The organism is Endozoicomonas arenosclerae (assembly GCF_001562015.1).
In the GTDB taxonomy this organism is placed as follows: Bacteria; Pseudomonadota; Gammaproteobacteria; order Pseudomonadales; family Endozoicomonadaceae; genus Endozoicomonas_A; species Endozoicomonas_A arenosclerae.
Map to the genome: position 1 here is coordinate 1 of NZ_LASA01000136.1, position 19900 is coordinate 19900.

The following is a 19900-nucleotide window of genomic DNA, read 5'->3' on the forward strand; positions in this document are numbered from 1 at the left end:
GTACCGCTATGAAAACATGATGACCCCTTACGAAAAGTTCCTGTCACTGAAGGAACCAGAACAGTACCTGAAAGAAGGGATTACACTGGACCAACTAAAGGACAAAGCGGAAGCCATGACCGATAATGAAGCGGCCAGAAAGCTGCAACAAGCCAGAGAAATCCTGTTTCAATTAGTTCATGAGCGACAAGCCGAGGGTTAGGTAGTAGTACCTGCCTTCAGGCTCATTTCAGGATTGGAAAATACTTTCAATGTGTGTTCATGTTTTTGCCCTGGAGAGAGCTCTTTTTACTCAGGCAATGTGCAATCAAATTTTGCATCGCCTCGACACCTTCAGAATGAGGCAGTCTCAAGCAACGCCCTAAACAACGTCTTAATACCTGGATTAAGATTCATTTTTTCACGAATAGCTCTTTTGAGCAGCGCCCTCCCATCCCTATAATTTACCATTTCCGAATCTCTTTCATTCTCGGTACTAATGTAGGGGCAAACCAGAGCCAATGGTGTAGAGTTAAGCGTCTGAAAGTCTTGACAACGAATGACTCGAGTGACGCTTTTTTGATTTATCGTCCCCATACTAATTTTACTTACAGGCCTTTGATCCAGACTTTGCAGAATCGCTGTCCGCTCATTCGTCAAAGATTCCAATTGAGCATCAGTAGGCTGCGCAGGGTTTGCAATCACGCAATCAGGCGTCATCAAATTAACTACTTGACCTACAAAGCAGCTAGCGTAAATACCCAGCCTATTTGAAGGTTCAGGATAAACAGTCCAAGTATATCTATCAACACCACCCTCAGGAAGAGTAACTGTATACAAGTAGGCCAAGAAAGCCGCACTCTCAAGTCGCATGTCACTTTCCATCTGAAAGATTCCATTTCTAGTTTCTTCCTCTACGTCCTGTTGGATGACCCCTCTCAAAAAACTTGAGCTATCTCCTGCTTGAAGGCGCCATAATGCTTGCGCACTACCATGATAGCGGAATCTAAAATCATTCCGTCTTGCTTCAACCTGAGTTATATTCCTATATAAACGATATTTTCCATAAACACTGTAACCGGCAACAGATTCTCGAGTCGAATCCAAGCCCTGACGCGCCAGATAACTGTCAACTAATGTGCAAACTTCAGTGAGTAATAAGGAGTCATGCAAAGCCAATCTGCATTGAGTAAAAGTCTGTGACACTGCAAAAACCGAAGATACTGATAACGTAATCAGAAAGACTATGACTCTTATAAACACACGATAACCTTTCATTTTCTCTTAAAACTGTCGTTAAGAATATCCCAGATTGTGAATATGGTTTTTATATTTTTCATGAATCTCCCGACCAGCCACACACGCATCGCAATTCGACCTCCCTCCCTTTTTGCAAGAATCCCTGCCAATATTCTTTTAGATTCTTAATGGGTTACGGGGAGCTGGAAACAGGAGGATATATTTGACTATGAATAGAAGACGTTTTTTTGTACAAAAGCGTCATGAAACTTTATGACCTCCTCGACAACGCCAAGTGCTTTGAAAAGATACGCCAGATTCGCTGGCCTGAGGGGGTGAAATGCGTACACTGTGCTAGCTCAGACATAACCCGCCAAGGCAAGGACTAGCCACAGACTGACAGGCAGCGATATTTTTGTAAAAAATGACTCGGCAACTCAGACAGTCCGTATACGATAAGCCCCCTGAGGTGGTCCACAGCGGTGAAACAGAATGAGGTTATGGCCATAAATCTGTCTGCCATGGAGCTGGTGAATATACACGAGATGAGGACGGCGACGGTTTTCATGAGGTTCATGTGAATACAATGGAGGGGCTCTGGTCGCTGTTGCGTTCCTGGTTGCGTCCTCATCGGGGTATATCACAAGAGAAGTTACCGCTGTATTTGGGTTTCTTCGAGTGCCTGCACAATATCAAGAAGCGCGGGAAAGCGGCTCTAACCGGTCTTCTGGAGGTGCTGTTTGGATAGTTCACCGGAATCCATTAAGAGCCTTATTGCCAGAGGCTGGCCATAAGATTAAATGAAAAAATCAGTTATTTAAAAAATGTAAATTCACACTCTTAATGATGGTTCAATTCCCAGGATGACTGACAAGTCATTTTGGCAAGTTAATATCTCTTACAGACTGGTTAGGGATTAAAACGGTGGGCTGTTCCATAATGGTTTGTGAACCGGTTATTCATTTAAATAAACGGGGCATTAAACAGGACATTCCTGTTGAACAAAGGGGGAAATCCACGGGGGTGAGTTTATGAAATTCCAGCTGCCAACAGTTTCCAAAGAGGCCGTTTTTGAAACGATTTATACTGTCGTGAGCTCTGCTGTGAGAAAGGCGGATGCTTTCGGGCGATATGTGACAGCTTTGGGCAACAAACTGGGCGATAAACTGAGTCGACTATTGATTGGGGGGATCCATAAGGCTTTTCCCGAAGCTGCATCAAAGCCCCCGGAGAAATCACTGGCTGCCAGAGCCATTCGTTTTTTATCACCCGAGAACCTTACTTATGTGGGTGAGAAGATTGCTTTTGTTCCTGCTGTTCCTGCTTCTGTAGTGGGTGGACTGTATGGAGCTTCGCTGGGAGTCTATGAGGCCTGTTATGAAGAAGATTGTCTTACCCCGGAAGATTTGCAGGATCTACCAAAGATAGAGGGGCAGAGCGGGAGAAATACCTGTCGATACAGAAGTTATCTGGGGACTGAATATTCTCCACCCAGTTATTAAATCCTTTCCAGGCACAATAGAATGAACTCTTTATTAGAGCGTTTCAAAGCTGTGGTGAACTGACTGTGCTTCTTTGAGTGACTGGACGCAGACGGTTGAAGGTATAATAAAGTCCACCGCCAAGAGCCGTACCCGCAAACCAGCTGTAGTCGTTCAGCCAGGTTAATGACCCCATCAAAAGACTCAGAATAGCCAGTGTTGCCGGTATCAGAAAGGCCAAGATGCCCCATCGGTTAACAGCAGGATATTCTCCCTTCAGGGTGTAGAGATCAATCAGGTTAAGACGTTGTCGTTTAATCAGAAAGTAATCAACCATCATAATACCGGCAATAGGACCTATCAGTCCGGAATACCCTAATAGCCAGCTGCTGAAGAGGTTCTCTACCGACAGTTGGGTATCAAGCAGGCCCAGCTTTTTTAACAACTCCCAGGCGACCAGAGATAATCCGATGGCTCCTGTCAGTAATACACCCCGGGTCTGGTTGATCCATCGGGGGGAGAGGTTCTGAAAATCATTGGTCGGCGAAACAATATTGGCTGCGGTATTGGTTGAGACGGTTGCGATAATGATGACCAGCATGGACAGGGCAACCCAGAAAGGCTGGTCTATTTTGCCAATAAGATGAATGGGGTCAGAGATGCTTTCTCCTACAAGGTCGGGAGAGGCGGCAGTCATGATCACCCCGAGCGAAGCAAAAAGGCACATGGTTAAAGGCAGGCCGATAATCTGTCCAACGACCTGATCTTTCTGGGATCGGGCAAACCGACTGAAGTCAGAAATGTTAAGGGACAGGGTCGCCCAGAATCCCACCATTGCGGTAAGCCCTGAGAAAAAATAGGGCCAGACCGATGTTCCTTCAGGACGACTGGGAGGCTCTGACAGTATTGAGTTAAAGTCTACCTTTGGAAAAGACCAGAAAATGAGGCCCACGGCAACGGTGAGGAGCAAGGGCGCAGAGAGGGCTTCCAGCGTTTTTATGGCGTTTGATCCCCGGATAACGATGGCCAGATTCAGGATCATGAAAAGGAAAAAGCCCAGTACTTCTCCAACAGAGCCCAGGCGGGCCCACGGATCGGAGAGGCTTGAGAACAAAAGGTGAACGGCCAGTCCGCCAAAAAGCGTTTGAATACCGAACCAGCCACACGCGATCATGGCCCTGACCAGACAGGGTAAATTGGAACCCAGTGTGCCAAAGCTGGAACGTGCCAGCACCGGAAAGGGAATGCCGTATTTGGTTCCCGGAAAAGCATTCAGGCAGAGAGGTACCAGTACCAGGATATTGGCCAGTAAAACGGTCAGAATGGCCTCGGTCACGGAAAGGCCAAAGTATGTGGTCAGCACTCCGCCTACGGTATAGGTCGGCACACACACCGCAATACCCACCCACAGGAAAGCAAAGTGTCTTGTTTCCCAGGTTCTTTGAGAGAGTCGGGTCGGTGCTATGTCACTGTTGTACAGTTTGCTGGCGTGTAAATCCTTGCCTGCTTCCAGTTCAAAAGTGCCCTTGTGTTCAATGATGCATGAGTGCTCTTTCACGATTTATGCCTCAGTATCCTGATTGACCATAGTGATGCAACCGTCAACCGGGCAGGTTATTTGACAAAGGTTGCACCCCACGCATTCCCCGGGAATGACTTCGAACTTTCGATCAGTATCGTCATTCGATGAGAAAGATATTGCTTGATGCTCTGTGTCTTCGCAGGCGGCAAAACAGCGGCCGCATTGTATGCATGTGTTCTGATCAATATGAGCGATGCTTTTATAGGTCTGATCGAGTTTTTTCCAGTCGGTGAGGCTGGGAACCGCAGCGCCTCTGAATTCGGCTAAATTCCGGTATCCTTTTTGATCCATCCATCTGGAAAGTCCGTCTGCCAGATCATCAATGATTTTAAATCCGTTAAGCATCACTGCTGTGCATACCTGCAGGGTGGTTGCTCCCAGTGACAGGAATTCCGCGGCATCCTTCCAGGTGGTAATACCGCCAATGGCGGAAACAGTCAGACTGGCTGTTTCATCATGCCGTGCCAGTTGACCCACCATATTCAGGGCAATGGGTTTTACGGCCTCTCCGCAATACCCACCGCTGGTGTAATGATTGGCCACCGATGGATAGCCCACCATCGTATCGAGATTGATGCCGGTGATGGAGTTAATGGTATTGATGAGAGAAACAGCGTCTGCTCCACCCGTTTTGGCAGCATGAGCAGTCTGAACAATATCGGTAACATTAGGCGTCAGTTTTACAATAACCGGAAGTCGTGTATGTTTTTTGCACCATTGAGTTACCTTGGTAATGAGCGCAGGTACTTGCCCTACAGCAGCTCCCATACCTAACTCCGGCATACCGTGGGGGCAACCGAAGTTAAGTTCGACACCATCGCAACCCGTCGCTTCAACCTGTTGGAGAATTCGTTTCCAGCTCTCTTCTTCACAGGGCACCATTAAAGAAACAATCAAAGCTCTGTCAGGCCAGTCCTTTTTGGTCTGAGCAATTTCATCAAGATTAATCTGTAATGGCCGGTCAGAGATCAGTTCGATGTTGTTAATACCCAGTATGCGACCGTGAGTGTCACGATGGGCCGAGTATCTTGAGCAGACATTGACGGGTGCCGGGTCTTCGCCCAGTGTTTTCCAGACTGCGCCACCCCAGCCTGCAGAAAATGCCCGGTAAATATTGTAAGCCTTGTCCGTGGGCGGGGCTGAAGCCAGCCAGAAAGGGTTGGGGGACTGAATTCCGAGAAACTCGGTGCTAAGGTCTGCCATTGCCTTCTACTGCCTATACTTCAAGCTGTTGCAGGAACTGGTGGATTGCTTCAGCGGCCAGTTTGCCATGTTGTACTGCATGGACGGTCAGGTCTTCCCCCTTGTCGACGCAGTCACCCCCAGCCCAGACATTGTTCATGGAAGTTCTGAAATGATCATCTACCCTGATTTTTCCATTCCGGCTTTGAGCGAGCTGGCAAGACGAAAAGCACTCCGCGCTCAATGATTGTCCAATGGCCTTGTATGTTCTTTCTGCGGGAATAAAAACTTGCTCATTGGTATCGATCAGCTGCCCTGTATTGTCCTCAGTTGTTTTAACAAAACGAACGCCTTTTAAGTGTCCGGCCTGGGTCTCAAAGCCTATGGGCTTCAGCCAGGGCAGAATGCGTACCCCGTTTTCCCTGGCAAACAACTGTTCATGCCGGGTAGCGGACATAGCCTGAAAACCCCTTCGATAAGCAATGGTGACTTCCTCTGCACCCAGTCGTCTCAATTGGCAGGCTACATCAATGGCGGTATTGCCACCTCCTATGACGACCACCTTTGAACTCACAGGTAATTCAGATAGATTTCGAGTCTGTCGGATAGCTTCTATGGCCTCTAAGGCATCCTGAACCCCTTCGCACTGTTCTTCGGGCAGTCCCAGTGTTTTTGTTAATCCCAGTCCAATGCCCAGGAACACGGCATCATACTGAATGGCCAGGTCAGCAAGTTGATGATCGAGATTCAGCCTGCGGCCTGTCTCCAGCGTGATTCCACCGATTTCCAATATGAAACTGATTTCCTGCTGCGCATAGTTGTCCACCAGTTTGTAGGCAGCAATGCCGTACTCGTTCAGCCCTCCGGGTTTGCTATGGGCATCGAACAGGGTGATGTTATGCCCTTGCCTGGCAAGCTTGTGTGCACAGGCGAGGCCTGCCGGACCTGCACCTACCACCGCAATGTTTCGGCCGGTTCTTTCTGACCGACTAAACGGGTGGGGGGCTTTCTGCCGATGCTCGATGGCGTGCCTTTGTAAACGACCTATCATCACAGGCTGGCATTCTGGAGGGTGGTTTCTTACACAGGCCTGTTCACACAGGACTTCTGTGGGACAGACTCTGGCACAACTGCCGCCGAGAATATTGGCTTCCAGAATGACCTGGGCAGCGCCAGGGTCATTGCTCGAGGCAATACGGTTGATAAACGACGGAATATTGATGCCGGTAGGGCAGGCAGAAATGCAGGGTGCGTCATGACAATACAGGCAGCGACTGGCTTCAATATGAGCCTGCTTAGGTGTAAACGCAGGTTTGATATCAGAAAAGTTATCCTGATACTCCTTGTCAGGCATTCGGTGGTTTCTTACACCTTCACTGGCCATAAAAGCGACTCCTGACCGATAACTGAAACAAATGGCGGTGATAAAAAAGTAGCAGTGACAGGAGGGTAGGGTTTAGCTTTTTTGAGAGAGAACCTGATCCGCCATGATTGATCTGGAATATATGCAAATCTGGCAGGCTTGGAAGCGGATAAAGGAAAGAGGGGGAGCTTTGAAGAAAAAAGGCATAAACAGTTAAGTGCTGTTTATGCCTTAGTGTAGAAATGGCCAGCTTTATCTCTGGCTCATTCTGCGAGAGTGATCAGTCAGTTACTGGCTTTGCCTGTTCAGCTTCGGCCTGCCTGTTGAAGTATTCACGCACCAGCTTGAATACCACAGGGCTCAGCAGAGCCAGAGCAATCAGGTTAGGAATAGCCATCATGGCGTTCAGGGTGTCAGCTACCAGCCAGATGAAGTCCAGGCTGACGGTGGCACCAACAGGAACCGCAATAATCCACAGGAAACGGTAAGCTTTTACTGCTCTTGGACCCATGAGGTAAACGACACAGCGCTCGCCATAGAAGCTCCAGCCCAAAATGGTAGTGAAAGCAAATATAGCCAGAGAGATAGCTACCAGATAGTTACCTACGCCTGGCAGGGCATCAGCGAATGCGGCAGAAGTTAGCGCAGCACCGGTAGCTCCGGAAGTCCAGGCACCAGAAGTAATGATAACCAGACCGGTAATGGAGCAGACGACAATGGTATCCAGGAAAGTACCCAGCATTGCCACCAGACCCTGACGAACGGGATCATTGGTTCTGGCTGCAGCATGAGCGATAGGAGCAGAACCCAGGCCGGCTTCGTTAGAGAAGACACCACGAGCCACACCAAAGCGGATAGCAGCCCATACAGCAGCACCCGCAAAGCCGCCGGTAGCAGCAGTAGGGGTAAAGGCGTGAGTGAAGACCAGGCTCAGTGCTGCCGGAATCTGGTCAGCATTGATAGCCAGAACCACCAGACCTGCAACCAGGTAGGCGATGGCCATCAGGGGAACCAGAGTACTGGCGACCGCACCGATACGACGGATGCCACCGATCAGAACTGCGCCCACCAGGAACATCAGAGCAAAACCGGTGACGATTGGAGGCAGGTTGAAGTTACTGTGCAGAACGTCAGCTACAGAGTTGGACTGAACCGTGTTACCAATACCGAAGCCGGCAATGGCGCCGAAAATAGCGAAGGTTGTGCCCAGCCATGCCCAGCGTGAGCCCAGACCGTTCTTGATGTAGTACATCGGGCCACCGTAGTGGTTGCCATTTTCATCCACTTCACGGTACTTAACAGCCAGGACAGCTTCAGAGAATTTGGTCGCCATACCGACAAGAGCGGTACACCACATCCAGAAAAGTGCTCCGGGTCCACCCATGAATACTGCTGTTGCGACACCGGCAATATTACCGGTACCGATAGTGGCAGAAAGAGCGGTCATCAGAGCTTGAAAGGGAGAGATTTCACCAGAGTTTTTATCGCCGGAATTGCGGCCTTGCCAGAGCAGCTTGAAGCCGGTGCCCAGCTTGAGGATAGGCATCAATTTCAGGCCCAGCATCAGGAAGAGTCCTACCCCCAGAATGAGGACCAGCATCATGGGTCCCCATACGACGCCATTGATAGCGCCGATGATATCGGTCAGTGTTTCCATATTGAAACTTCACTCCACGCTAATTGTTGTTTTCTTATTGTTATTTGGCAGTTTTTTTATGAGACACAAACTGTGTCTGTGCAGTCAGATGGTCAGCAGCCAGGATGGTCAGTTTTAAAGTTTCTTATCCTGACGGTACGCCTAATTTAATGAATTGAAGACTTAAATACAACGCTGAATGTGTAATATTGGAAACTTTTGGTGGAAGAATTTCCGGTATTTCTGACCCTTTTTATAGCTTTAGTGCTGTAGAAATACCGTCTTCAGAGATTTTTATTGGAATTTAGGTGGGCGTAAGGTCAGGTTTTGGATTGTACCTGGTTCCACGGAGCCAGAGCCAACAGTTTTGCCATACCACAGAAACCGGTCAGACCGGCCAGAGTCAATCCACTCCCGATGATCAGGAGTCCTGCCATAAACAGGGGGCTAACGGTGAAACTGAGCAGGGTGAAAGTAAGAATCAGTAATCCGGCAATCAGATGAACCTGTCTCTGCAGAGGCATTCCCGGGCTCTGCGTGCCCTGTACATCCATGCCCTGAGCATTCCAGGCATTCAGCCCCCCTTCAAGCAGAAAAATGTTCTTTTTATTCTGGCCTCCAGGGTTTTGCTCAGCATTTCTGTTCGAATACCGCTCTGGCAGTAGATCAACAGTGACTCGTTAGGCACTAGAGCAATATTGTGCTGACCTACCAGACAGCTGCCCGGTATGTGGGATTGCAGGTGTTCCTGCTCACTGCGGATATCCAGACAGAGAATGTCGTCTTTCAGTTCAGAAAATTGTTTCGGTGAAATCCAGTTTACAGACAAGGTGTTTCTCCTATAAGGAATATCTAATTTAGAATAATCTAATATAACAAGCCTTTAAAAAGACCCCGATGGGTCTTTCTGTGGTTACTGGCAATATATTTCGTAAAGTGCTGCCAATATTTTACGAGCTTCAGGTCGGGCCAGACGGTAATAAACGACTTGTGCCTCTTTTCGGGTTGCTACCAGTCCTTCTTCTCTCAGAACAGCTAGATGCTGGGAGAGCGCGGACTGTGACAGCGGTAACCTTTGGTTGAGCTCTCCCACTGAGAGCTCTTCCTCCAACAACATGCAGACCGTCATTAGCCGGTTAGGGTTAGCCAGAACTTTGAGTAGCTTGGCGGCTTCGTGGGCATTGGCCTGCAAGGTTTCTAAATCTTTCATGACTGTATATTAGTTATTTCTAATGTATAGGGCAAACAGTTTGAGTCAACAGACAGTGAACATTGGAAACCTTTCTTTTTAGAAGGTGCTTAGATAGTATCGAGGGCATCAGGATGTCGAGATAATTATAAATGTCAGATCAGGCACACTTTTTAAAGAAGGAACAGCAGTCGGTTGTTATCACCCGCAGCCACCGCGAGGCAGCCGTTGAACCTCTTCAGCTGGGTCAGAGAGTTCGGGAGATCAGACTGAGCCTGAACCTGACACTGGAAGAAGCCAGCCAGAAAACCGGACTGGCGCGATCCACTCTGTCCAAGATAGAAAACGAGCAGATTTCCCCTACCTTTACCGCTGTGACCAAGCTGGTGAATGGCCTGGGTATCGATATTCCCCAGTTGTTCTCCCAACCTATAGAAAAGAAGGCCGCCAGTGGGCGCCGTGATATTACCCGCAACGGGCAGGGGCGACTGCATCCAACGACAACCTATGAGCATGAGTTGCTGGCGACAGAGTTGTCGGGTAAAAAGATGGTGCCCTATAGAACAACGGTTTGTGCCCGCTCGTTTGAGGATTATCAGGATTGGGTTAGGCATGAAGGCGAAGAATTTCTGCTGGTACTCAGCGGCAAAATCATGCTGTACACCGAGTTCTATCAACCCGTAGAACTGGAAGAGGGTGACAGCGCCTATTACGATGCAGAAATGGGCCATGCCCTGGTTTCCCTCAGTGAGGAAGATGCGGTAATTCTCTGGGTTACTGCCTGATACACCTACCTTGCAGGGCATTTCCCGCCCTTGCAGTCTACTCTTGTCTGTTTCATTGAACCCTTACCGGGTTATCGAGTCAAAATCTTGATAGGCCAGTCATCAGGATCTGTTTGACTCATCCTCTGTGTCTGGTTTCTACCTTCTTTATAGATGTGGAGATAGAAATGATTCGGATCAGTAAAGCGCTGTTGTTTTCCTCTACGGCTCTGTTTTTGTCTCTGGATTCCGGGGCAAAAGACCAGTTTGTTCATCAGCTGGGTGCCGTGAGCTCGGATGGCAATGCGGTGGTTGTTGAAAGCAGTAAGGACAGTAAAGAGTGGAAAACCGTTTTTAACGGCAACCTGCCTGGCTGTTTGATGAATGAATATACCCTCTGGCTCCCCATTCTTAATGAACATGTGGCGCACCAACACAGCTTGAGTGCATTTCACCAGCCTCTGGGGGATAACCAGTTTGCTTTTGGGTGCTCGAATGGTTATGTCTATTTTGGCTCGTCTGATAACAAAGTTTCCAGAGTAGTTTCGCCTTCACCTGATTTTGGATATCTGAATTTATCCTATGCCAACTCGCCAATATTTCTGGCTCACAGTCCCAGGTTTAACGAGCTTCATAACCAGAACTGGCTGTTCGCCGCTCAACATGGCCATCTATTTATTATTGATCTAGATAAAAAGGCATTAGTGACTGTTAAGGGTTGGAGCAACAAAACTTATCTTTCAATGGGCGATGGCAGAGATGGGGTTGATCATTCCAAACCCATGACCGGGCTGGATATCTATCAGGATAAGACCGGAACTTTTCATGTGTTGGGTGTGATGGAAAGAAACCTGAAGAAAAAGAAGAGTTACTACTCCAGAGCCCTTTTGCAAAGTGTATCCCTCAAAGACGGAAAACCCGCCAGTCGCTGGGAAGATATAAAAGACGAAGCGATCAATGATAAAGGCGACGGTCTGGTGCAATACGGTGAAACCAGCTTTGGAACAGCGGTGTCTGATGAAGGAGAGACCCACGTCGTGGGTGATAATACCTCTTTAAGAGGTGATTTCAGTGGCCTCAATGTTGACCCTTACACCCGTGCAGTGGTTCTCAGGGGTAAGCATCACCAGCTGGTAGTGGTTCGATACCCTGTTGAGCCAGTGAGCATGCTTTATATAGGTGCCTGGGGGAAAGCGGTAAGCTCAAAAGTACTCGACGGTAAAGAGCCCCGCCTGCTTGAAGATGGTTACCCTAAAACGTTCAGAGTCAGTCATGACATTCAGGATGATGCAGATCTCCTGCCAGCAGAAGGTGACGAAAAACGCTATGCCCATCACCATATGATCAGTATGAAAAAGGGCATTATCTTTTCTGCAGAAGGGGACTTTGAAGGTTTTGGGCAGTACGTCTACCAATGTGATACCGGCCTGAACGCAGGAGAAGCCTGGAAGAAAGGGGCCTGGATAGAGCCTAAACACTGCAGATGGGAAAAAGCTTCTGCAAAATACACCCGTCCCGACAAGATGGAGGGGCTGAACTATCCATTAACCGGGTTGAATTATTTCCATTCCTTTACCACACAGGTGGTGGATGATCAGGGAGCGGTAAATCCGAATCTCCCTGTCTTTAAGGATGAACTCTAAGTCAAAGTGAATATAGAACTCGTGTTCTGTACGGATGACGATCTACCTCTCTCGGTGGTACACTCTGCGCCCTTGAACGAACCCTGGAAGTGTCAGGATGGCATTTCCAGCTTCTACGGGAGAGTACAGGTTGTTGTCCAAATCCTACAAGCGGTCACTGGTGATCGGCTTAATCCTGCTGGCCGCAGGCTTTTATGCGATGTCTTTGCGCCCGACCCTGAAGCATATACAGGGCGAAACCATGGGCACTACCTACAGCATCACCTATGCAGCAACGCCTTTTTCCCACTCTGCGGATGATGTTAAAAAGCAGGTGGATACCCTGCTGGAAGCTGTCAATGACAGCATGTCTACCTACCGTAATGAATCCGAACTGATGCAATTCAATCGCTCTGAGATTGGCAAGCCTTTCAAGGCTTCCGATGAGCTGGTGGACCTTGTAGACAGAAGCCTTGTTATTTCCCGTATGTCGGATGGTGCTTACGATGTCACCATAGGACCACTGGTAAACCTTTGGGGGTTTGGTCCTGCTGACGCAAACAAACAGCCTGTTGAAAGCAGTGCCGAAGCTTCCAGCTCCGATGACGAGAAAGCTCCGGAGTTTGTCGAGTGGATGTTGAAGAACTATCCCGCTGAACTGCCTTCTGAAGAAGCCGTAGCTGAAGCCAGGGCGAAAGTGGGTTACCAGGCGGTAATTGCTGATACCCGTAACGACACGCTAACCCGCACCAAAGACGTATTTGTTGATCTCAGTTCCATTGCTAAAGGCTATGGCGTAGACAAAGTGGCTTACCTGCTGGAATCCGAAGGTATCAAAAGCTACATGGTGGAAATTGGTGGCGAGGTTAAGGTCGGTGCTGACAAGCCAAGTGGCACACCCTGGAAACTGGGTATTCGTGGCCCGGCCATGTCAGGAAACCAGCCGGCACTGATTGTTGCACTGGAAAACAAGGCGCTGGCCACTTCCGGTGACTACCTGAATTATTTCGAAGTGGATGGTCATAAGTACTCCCACACGATTAACCCCAAAACCGGTCACCCGGAAATGGGTCGTCTGGCAGAAGTAGCGGTCATTCATGATAATGTGGCAGAAGCAGATGCTCTGGCGACCATGTTCATGGTTTTAGGTGACGAAGAAGGCCTGAAACTGGCGAACAGGGAAGGAATCGCCGCCCATTTCACCTATCATACAGATAAGGGGTTTGATACCGTCAATAGTGATGCTTTCAAACCTTATTTGTCGAAACAGAATTAAATGATGAACGTTTTGTTGATAGCAAACGACAGCGTTCTTATTCTAGGCATATAGTCAGGAGGGCAATATCATGACACTGATGCTGATTACCTTTGGAGCCTTTCTGGGAATAATAGCCTTGATGGCCATTGGCGTAATTATTGCCAACAAGCCGATCAAGGGTTCCTGCGGTGGTTTGAGCACCCTGGGCCTGAAAGACGGCTGCATGATCTGTGGCGGTGGTGACAAAACAGATCCTTTCTCGGAAGGCCAGCACCAGAATATGGATCATCTGTTTTACGATGCCGCAGCCGACAAGGCTGTAAAGAAAGCCTGAAAGGCTTCAGATGAGCTTTCTGATGAATAAAAATCAGGAAGCTCTCAGAGACAATAGTTAACTGCTCCAGCATTGCCTGAAAGCGGTTCCTGACGAGTCCTGATTCTTTGGACTGGTGCCTGACAGATAATAACATCCGGCAAAACCGGAGTTTCCGAGTACAGATGACCGATCGTCGTTGTACTAATTGTTTAAAAAGATTAAGAATGAAAAGGAAGCGTTGCAGTATCGTGGATCTCTGCTTACGCAGATCGAGACCTGTTGCAATGCTACCTGGACCGCTTTGAGGGGTTAAAGGATGGGCGTAAGTCACTACGACCTGGTTGTGCTGGGTTCCGGACCGGCTGGCGAAGGGGCAGCAATGAATGCTGTCAAGCTGGGCAAGAAAGTTGCTGTTGTTGAGCAAAATGCTTTTGTGGGCGGAAACTGTACCCACCTGGGTACCATACCTTCCAAGGCTCTGAGACATTCCGTCAAACAGATCATGGACTTTAACACCAATCCCATGTTCCGTGAGATCGGTGAACCCCGCTGGTTCAGCTTCCCAAAGGTATTAAAAACCGCTGAGCGAGTCATTCAAAAGCAGGTGCAGTCTCGCACCATGTATTATGCCCGCAATCGCATAGACCTTTACTTCGGACACGCTTCCTTTGTTGATGAGCACACCGTAGAAGTTCAACAGGAAAACGGCCATGTCGAAAAGCTTCATGGCGCTAATGTCCTGATCGCCACCGGTTCCCGTCCTTACCAGCCTGCGGATGTTAACTTCCGTCACACCAGAGTTTACGACAGTGATTCTATTCTCCAGCTGACCACAACACCGCGCCGGATGATTATCTACGGAGCTGGTGTAATTGGTTCTGAGTATGCTTCTATTTTCTCAGGCCTGGGTGTGCTGGTGGATCTGGTGGACACTCGTGATCGTCTGCTGTCCTTCCTGGATAAGGAGATTTCTGATGCTCTGGGTTACCAGCTGCGTAAGATGAACGTAATCATCCGTCACAATGAAGAGTACCAGAAGGTGGAAACTCTGGAAGACGGCGTGGTGATGCACATGAAGTCCGGCAAGAAGCTGAAGGCCGACATTCTGCTTTGGGCTAACGGTCGTACCGGTAATACTCAGGATATGGGTCTGGAGCTGATTGGCCTGAAACCAAACAGTCGTGGACAGCTGTCGGTGAACGAAAACTACCAGACCGAAATTGAACATATCTATGCAGCAGGTGATGTTATTGGCTGGCCTAGCCTTGCCAGTGCTGCCTATGACCAGGGGCGTTCAGCCTCAGGTAACATGGAAAATACTGGCCAGTGGCGTTTCGTGAACGAAGTACCTACCGGTATCTACACCATTCCGGAAATCAGTTCCCTGGGTAAGACAGAAGAAGAACTGACAGCAGCTGCGGTTCCTTATGAAGTCGGTAAAGCTTTCTTCTCACGACTGGCCAGAGCGCAAATCACCGGTGAAACTGTGGGTATGCTGAAAATCCTGTTCCACCGGGATACCGGTGAAGTCTTGGGTATTCACTGCTTTGGTGACCAGGCCTCCGAGATCGTGCACATCGGTCAGGCGGTTATGTCCCAGAAAGGGGAAGCGAACAATATCCGTTATTTCCTGAACACCACCTTCAACTACCCCACCATGGCAGAAGCCTACCGTGTGGCGGCTCTGGATGGTTTGAACCGTCTGTTCTAAAGCCTTCTATGCACGTTTATCGGTCTGGATAAACGTGCATTCTCCCCACTCCCAGTTAGTTCTACTGACCACTCTGTTCTGAATACTCCTCACTATTTAGGGTCTAAATCCCCGGGAAAGAATAAATGGAGTAAAGGGAATGAGTCTGGCCATACGTTTTCCAAAACAAAACGTGGTTACTGGCACCCAGATTACGGGCGGTACAGACTCATCCGAAGCAAAGGTCCAGCTTTCTTCCGCTGCTAAAGTTTTACCGGTCACTGAATTTATAGATCCAATGTCTGGGGCCAGAGTTTTAAGTCGAAACGTTGAGCCTGTTCAGCCTGCTGAGCTCAAGCCAGTGGGTGGCTGGGATGCTCGTGCCCGTGCTTTCTCTCCTGAAAGCGCTTTGAACCTTCTCTTCAAATTACAGCCTGACAGTGCGATTGATCAGGGGCACTTTGGCTCTGTGAGTTTATACAAGGACTCAGAGCAGAATCCTTTTGCTGTCAAGTTAATCAAGAGTCAGAAGCTGGCTTTATCCAAGCAAGCTGGTGAAGCGTTGGGATTAGGTCTTGATCATCCTAACCTCATGGAAGTTCATGCCTTGTTGATTCAGAATATGAAAACAGATTTGTACGGGGCAATAAGAAGTCTCGATCAGGTGCCTGATTCAGAAATAGGCTACATCCGTCTTGTGGCAGTTATTACTGAGTTTCTGGATGGCGCTAATCTTTATGATGCTATTACCAAAAAGAAGGTCATTCCTGGTATTGCTATGGGGCCCGAATGCACAGTAAAAATCGGTCTGCAAATAGTGGAAGCCTTGTTACACCTGCATGGGCTGGATATTGTGCATCGAGATTTGAAGCCGGAAAACATCCATGTGGATTCAACCGGGCAACATATAAAACTATTAGATTATGGTGGTTTGAAGAAAGTGACAGGGAGGCAGGGGTTGTCCGGGTTTTATGGAACCGCTTTGTATATGCCGCCTGAGTTGTTGCTTGAAAAGCAGAAGAAGGATCATCCCATATCTGGCATTAATATCGACCTATGGAGTTTTGGTGTTCTTCTTATGGCTTTGAGTACCGGGGTTAATCCTGGTGATTACACCCGAGAGGGTCATAGGAGTGAATCACAAGATACATCGGTAGTGTCTGATCGATTGGTCGAATTCAGCAAGATGGATGTTATTGAGAAAGAGGACTTTCTGGACAGAGCCATGGAGGCGGGTCATATCTCTTTCAAAGCTTTGGTCATTGGCCTGACCCACTATGAACCCGAAATGCGTTTATCATTAACAGAAACCCGCCAGCAGCTTCTTCAGCTTGCACAGAGCTATCGCGAGGATAACGTCTCCTGAGAAAGCCACTACACTGAGACAACCTGGGATTCTCCATCAGACACTAAACTGAATGGAATATCATCTTATGAAGACTCTCCCTGTCCCATTAATATCAATCAAGAGTCTTTTATGGGGCATTTGTAGTGTATTGATACTTGGAGCGATGTCTCTCCAATCAGCAAATGCGGTTCGATGGAAGGCGAGACTGGCAGGCAGTGACGAAAGCTGGCTGGTTGATGTTACATCGCGAAATCAGTCGGGCATAACTCATTACACTGTAACTGTCGTGGGTGATGAAGACCTGACGAATGATGTGCTCAGATTGGTAACCCCTGCGCACAGTTTCTCAAGAACATCCGATAACGGATACAGTCTTTCTGGTGGAAACTGGGCGTCCGCTTTCTGTGCCAGTGATATAACGTCAAGTCTGCAAAGTCATCTCTCATCCCAGATTTCAAATGTTCAGTCAGGTTTAACAAGCAGGGATATAGTGGTTCAAGGATTCAGGGGGCCTTCGTTAGTTCCGGAAGTGGGAATGACATATGGATATGTAGCGTCATTGCCAACCGGTTATGGCAGCTGTGTTGATCCTGAAATACCTTTCACATTACTGAAGCCGCCTTATCAAATAGTCGATGAAGACGTGCAAATAGACCCTATGGGTATTCTTGTTGGTAGTCAAAGGTCGCCTGTTTTTTCGGCGCAACTTTATTCGACAAGTCGTGCAGAGCAGGGGTACTTAACGATCTATTACCGTTTTAGCAACAGGAAATGCCAGCTAGTTAGAGTAACTCTTCATCTGGCGGATGGTCGGCAGCTTGAGCTGGATAGAGTGTCGAACTGAATGTTAGCTCTTCTATCAGCTCTGTCAGTGATTTTGTCCAATGTACAAGGCAGAATAGAGGGGTTAAAGGAGGTAAAAAAGGGGGGTGGAGCATGAGACCAGTCAGTCATGGAGTCAGTTTTTACATTGACCCAGGGGTTGTATCACAATGGCTAAAGGGCAGTGGAAGTGCTTTTGCCAGTCGCGATTTGATCGATATTGATCCTGATCAGCTAGAGAACAGGGTTAATAATCAAGTGACATTAAATGAGGCAAGAAACAACTCCGGATTTGACGCTCGAAAATGCTCTCTGGTGAACAGTGAACATTCCTACCTTGGTGCCCGAAGAAAGCAGATTAATGATGCCAAAAGCAAGCTGGGTCTCCCATGGAACAGAAATATTGTTTCTGACGAACAGGTGGATTTTTTTGAAGACGATTTTGCAAAAGGGAACTGCGCTTCAGTATCAAAAGTTTACTACAGGGGTGGCAGCACAGGTGTTTTTAAACCCTCATGTAATACCAGAGTGGTTTCAATGGCAGCGAATGCGTTTGGCATCAATGGAGACGGTTTTGAGGCGAAACTGGCCAACCGTTCGGTGCTATTTTCAGATCTGGACCAGTTACTTCAGATCGGAGTTACTCCAAGAACTGTTTATGCCCTGCACGGTGGTAAAGTGGGTTGCAGTCAAGCGTTTGTACAGGGGAAACCTGTCGTTGAGGAGCAGTATCGTTCTGTTAAAAAAGGTCTTGAAGCTTTCAGAGACGGCAATGTCTTGCTGGATATCTTCAATGGCGATGAAATGTACAAAGGTTATCGTTTAAAGATTGATCCTCGGGCCAATGATTTCAGTCAGGGTGGGCCCACCCCCATGCAGCTTCATATGATGTTTGATGAAGGGCTGCTTACTGTTGAGAAAGAGTGTTTTATAGGACCTGCTGTTGAGATCGATTTTTCTGCCCCGGATATTCAGAAACGAATGGCTGATGTGCATGTGCTGGATTTTCTAGCTGGCAGTGTAGATCGTAATCCAACCAACATCCTCTATAAGAAAGTTGAAATCAGTGGCGAAGTTATTTGGCAGCCCTGGTTGATCGACAATGAATACAGTTTTGCCTCTCATCCAGAAAAAAGTGAATTGCTGGGACGCAGTGATTTGACCTGCTATGCCACTTTGAGGGTACCACGACAGATTGATGCAGATACGGCACAACGATTTATGCTGACTGACAGGGAAAGTGTCCTGGCTCTGGCCCGGCACCATGGGCTGGATGAGCCAGCGACTCAGGCATTGCTGCAAAGACATGAAATGCTTAGAGATCAGATTGAGCGCGCCTTAACAGGGAAGCCCAGTGATGTTGCTCTGGTTAAGGACTGGCAGCTACATACTTTCCACAAAACCCTCATGGACAGGGAAAGCCCTCTGACCAGAGCCTTTAATAATGTTTTGGCGGCTAATTTGGGTGGGGGTGAGTGACAGCTGAAGGAAAATGATTGGCCGGGGTGGTTACCCCGGCCAGAAGGCATTTATTTCTGATTCTGCTGGATCAGTGTCTTGATTTCAGCCAGCTGCTGATGGAGATCTTCAATAGTTGGTTGACCAGCGTTTTCAAGGGCTTCTTCTTCCTTGCGCACATTCTGGCGTTCTTCTTCCAGAACATTCACTACAATCCCGATGATCATATTCAGGAAGGCAAAGGTGGTGAAGAAAATAAAGCTCAGGTAGTAAGCCCAACTTAGAGGGTAAACTGTCATGGTTTCATACATGACATCGGTCCAGTCCTCAAAGGTCATGACCCGGAACAGGGTGAGCATGCTGATGGAAATATTGCCCCAGAGTTCGGGGTTGATATCCAGGAAGAATGTGCTGCCCACGGCTGCGTAAATGTAAAAGATAATGAACATCAGCAGCATAACGTAGCCCAGCTGGGGCAGGGCTTTGAGCAGTGAGTTCAATAGCAGCCTTAGTTCCGGAATGATAGAGATCATCCTCAAAACTCTGAAAATACGAATCAGACGACCCACTAATGCCATTTCAGTATCATTGACCGGGATCAGGCTGACAATGACAATCAGGGTGTCAAAAATATTCCAGCCGGATTTGAAGAAGTTCTTTTTACTCTCTTCGCCAAAGAAGCGAACCATAATCTCCACCAGGAAGAAAACCGTGATACCTATATCCAGAACATTGATGGTGCCTTCAAGGTAGGGAGGCAGGTGGTAGGTTTTTGCGCCGATCACCAGGGCAGAAAAAATGATGATACCGACAACAAAGAGTTCAAATATCTTGTTGGAGCGTATGGCGTTAAAGCGAGCCTGTAAATCGCTGTTTTTCATGGTTCGAATGCAATCAAAAAGTCGAAAGGGCAGCCTGAGGAAAAGCTGACTTACCTCAGGTTTTATAGCGTTATTATTGAGTCATTGGGT

Annotated in this window: 21 protein-coding genes; 12 read left to right on the forward strand and 9 right to left on the reverse strand. The window is 48.1% G+C overall.

Annotated features, from left to right (window positions below; all coding sequences use genetic code 11):
* Positions 1-202: hypothetical protein (locus WG89_RS20730; protein ID WP_062260213.1), on the forward strand; the 202-nt coding region annotated here is incomplete at its 5' end.
* 131 nt (positions 203-333) lie between these two features.
* Here WG89_RS20730 and WG89_RS20735 read toward each other — a convergent pair.
* Positions 334-1257, reverse strand: coding sequence for a hypothetical protein (locus tag WG89_RS20735; protein WP_062269391.1), 924 nt, complete (start codon positions 1255-1257; stop codon positions 334-336).
* Positions 1258-1481: 224 nt separating this feature from the next.
* Between WG89_RS20735 and WG89_RS32980 the strand changes: the two genes are divergently transcribed.
* The 3 genes from WG89_RS32980 to WG89_RS20740 all read left to right on the forward strand — a co-directional run bounded on the left by WG89_RS32980 (position 1482) and on the right by WG89_RS20740 (position 2720).
* Positions 1482-1607: a transposase gene (locus tag WG89_RS32980; protein ID WP_216638529.1), complete on the forward strand. Its 126-nt coding sequence runs from the start codon at positions 1482-1484 to the stop codon at positions 1605-1607.
* A 188-nt stretch (positions 1608-1795) separates the two neighbouring features.
* Positions 1796-1966, forward strand: coding sequence for a hypothetical protein (locus WG89_RS31740; RefSeq protein WP_216638530.1), 171 nt, complete (start codon positions 1796-1798; stop codon positions 1964-1966).
* Positions 1967-2249: 283 nt separating this feature from the next.
* On the forward strand, positions 2250-2720 hold the full coding sequence (locus tag WG89_RS20740) for a hypothetical protein (RefSeq protein WP_062269393.1): 471 nt from the start codon (positions 2250-2252) through the stop codon (positions 2718-2720).
* A gap of 43 nt (positions 2721-2763) precedes the next feature.
* Here WG89_RS20740 and WG89_RS20745 read toward each other — a convergent pair whose 3' ends face one another.
* From WG89_RS20745 to WG89_RS20775, 7 genes are all read right to left on the reverse strand, one after another.
* Positions 2764-4260 (reverse strand): NCS1 family nucleobase:cation symporter-1, encoded by a 1497-nt coding sequence (locus WG89_RS20745; RefSeq protein WP_062269395.1) that lies wholly within the window; start codon positions 4258-4260, stop codon positions 2764-2766.
* A complete protein-coding gene (gene preA, locus WG89_RS20750) occupies positions 4261-5484 on the reverse strand; it encodes an NAD-dependent dihydropyrimidine dehydrogenase subunit PreA (RefSeq protein ID WP_062269397.1) in 1224 nt (407 codons plus the stop codon).
* Between the two features lie 13 nt (positions 5485-5497).
* The gene (locus tag WG89_RS20755) at positions 5498-6847 is read right to left on the reverse strand and encodes an NAD(P)-dependent oxidoreductase (RefSeq protein WP_062269399.1); all 1350 of its coding nucleotides are present in this window, start codon (positions 6845-6847) and stop codon (positions 5498-5500) included.
* Between the two features lie 259 nt (positions 6848-7106).
* Positions 7107-8483 carry an alanine/glycine:cation symporter family protein gene (locus WG89_RS20760; protein WP_062269401.1) on the reverse strand — a complete coding sequence of 459 codons (1377 nt, stop codon included), beginning with the start codon at positions 8481-8483 and terminating at the stop codon, positions 7107-7109.
* 299 nt (positions 8484-8782) lie between these two features.
* Positions 8783-9016 (reverse strand): YgaP family membrane protein, encoded by a 234-nt coding sequence (locus WG89_RS20765; RefSeq protein ID WP_062269404.1) that lies wholly within the window; start codon positions 9014-9016, stop codon positions 8783-8785.
* Between the two features lie 20 nt (positions 9017-9036).
* Complete coding sequence (locus WG89_RS20770; protein WP_062269406.1) at positions 9037-9291, reverse strand: rhodanese-like domain-containing protein; 255 nt, start codon at positions 9289-9291, stop codon at positions 9037-9039.
* A gap of 84 nt (positions 9292-9375) precedes the next feature.
* Entirely contained in the window at positions 9376-9672 is a 297-nt protein-coding gene (locus tag WG89_RS20775) for an ArsR/SmtB family transcription factor (RefSeq protein WP_062269408.1), read from the reverse strand.
* A gap of 131 nt (positions 9673-9803) precedes the next feature.
* On the opposite strand from WG89_RS20775, the gene WG89_RS20780 reads away from it, so the two are divergent.
* From WG89_RS20780 to WG89_RS20815, 8 genes are all read left to right on the forward strand, one after another.
* Positions 9804-10436, forward strand: coding sequence for a helix-turn-helix domain-containing protein (locus WG89_RS20780; protein ID WP_062269410.1), 633 nt, complete (start codon positions 9804-9806; stop codon positions 10434-10436).
* A gap of 113 nt (positions 10437-10549) precedes the next feature.
* Entirely contained in the window at positions 10550-12058 is a 1509-nt protein-coding gene (locus WG89_RS20785; RefSeq protein ID WP_062269412.1) for a hypothetical protein, read from the forward strand.
* A gap of 97 nt (positions 12059-12155) precedes the next feature.
* Positions 12156-13313 carry an FAD:protein FMN transferase gene (locus WG89_RS20790; RefSeq protein ID WP_062269413.1) on the forward strand — a complete coding sequence of 386 codons (1158 nt, stop codon included), beginning with the start codon at positions 12156-12158 and terminating at the stop codon, positions 13311-13313.
* A gap of 70 nt (positions 13314-13383) precedes the next feature.
* Complete coding sequence (nqrM, locus tag WG89_RS20795; protein ID WP_062269415.1) at positions 13384-13629, forward strand: (Na+)-NQR maturation NqrM; 246 nt, start codon at positions 13384-13386, stop codon at positions 13627-13629.
* Positions 13630-13927: 298 nt separating this feature from the next.
* The gene (gene sthA / locus WG89_RS20800; RefSeq protein WP_062269417.1) at positions 13928-15322 is read left to right on the forward strand and encodes a Si-specific NAD(P)(+) transhydrogenase; all 1395 of its coding nucleotides are present in this window, start codon (positions 13928-13930) and stop codon (positions 15320-15322) included.
* Positions 15323-15461: 139 nt separating this feature from the next.
* Positions 15462-16667, forward strand: coding sequence for a protein kinase domain-containing protein (locus WG89_RS20805; protein ID WP_062269419.1), 1206 nt, complete (start codon positions 15462-15464; stop codon positions 16665-16667).
* A 145-nt stretch (positions 16668-16812) separates the two neighbouring features.
* Positions 16813-17493, forward strand: a complete 681-nt coding sequence (locus WG89_RS20810) for a hypothetical protein (RefSeq protein WP_153301732.1) — start codon at positions 16813-16815, stop codon at positions 17491-17493.
* A 92-nt stretch (positions 17494-17585) separates the two neighbouring features.
* A complete protein-coding gene (locus WG89_RS20815; protein WP_062269423.1) occupies positions 17586-18950 on the forward strand; it encodes a hypothetical protein in 1365 nt (454 codons plus the stop codon).
* Between the two features lie 50 nt (positions 18951-19000).
* On the opposite strand, the gene WG89_RS20820 is transcribed toward WG89_RS20815, so the two are convergent.
* Positions 19001-19810 carry an ion transporter gene (locus WG89_RS20820; protein WP_062269425.1) on the reverse strand — a complete coding sequence of 270 codons (810 nt, stop codon included), beginning with the start codon at positions 19808-19810 and terminating at the stop codon, positions 19001-19003.
* Positions 19811-19900 lie beyond the last annotated feature (90 nt).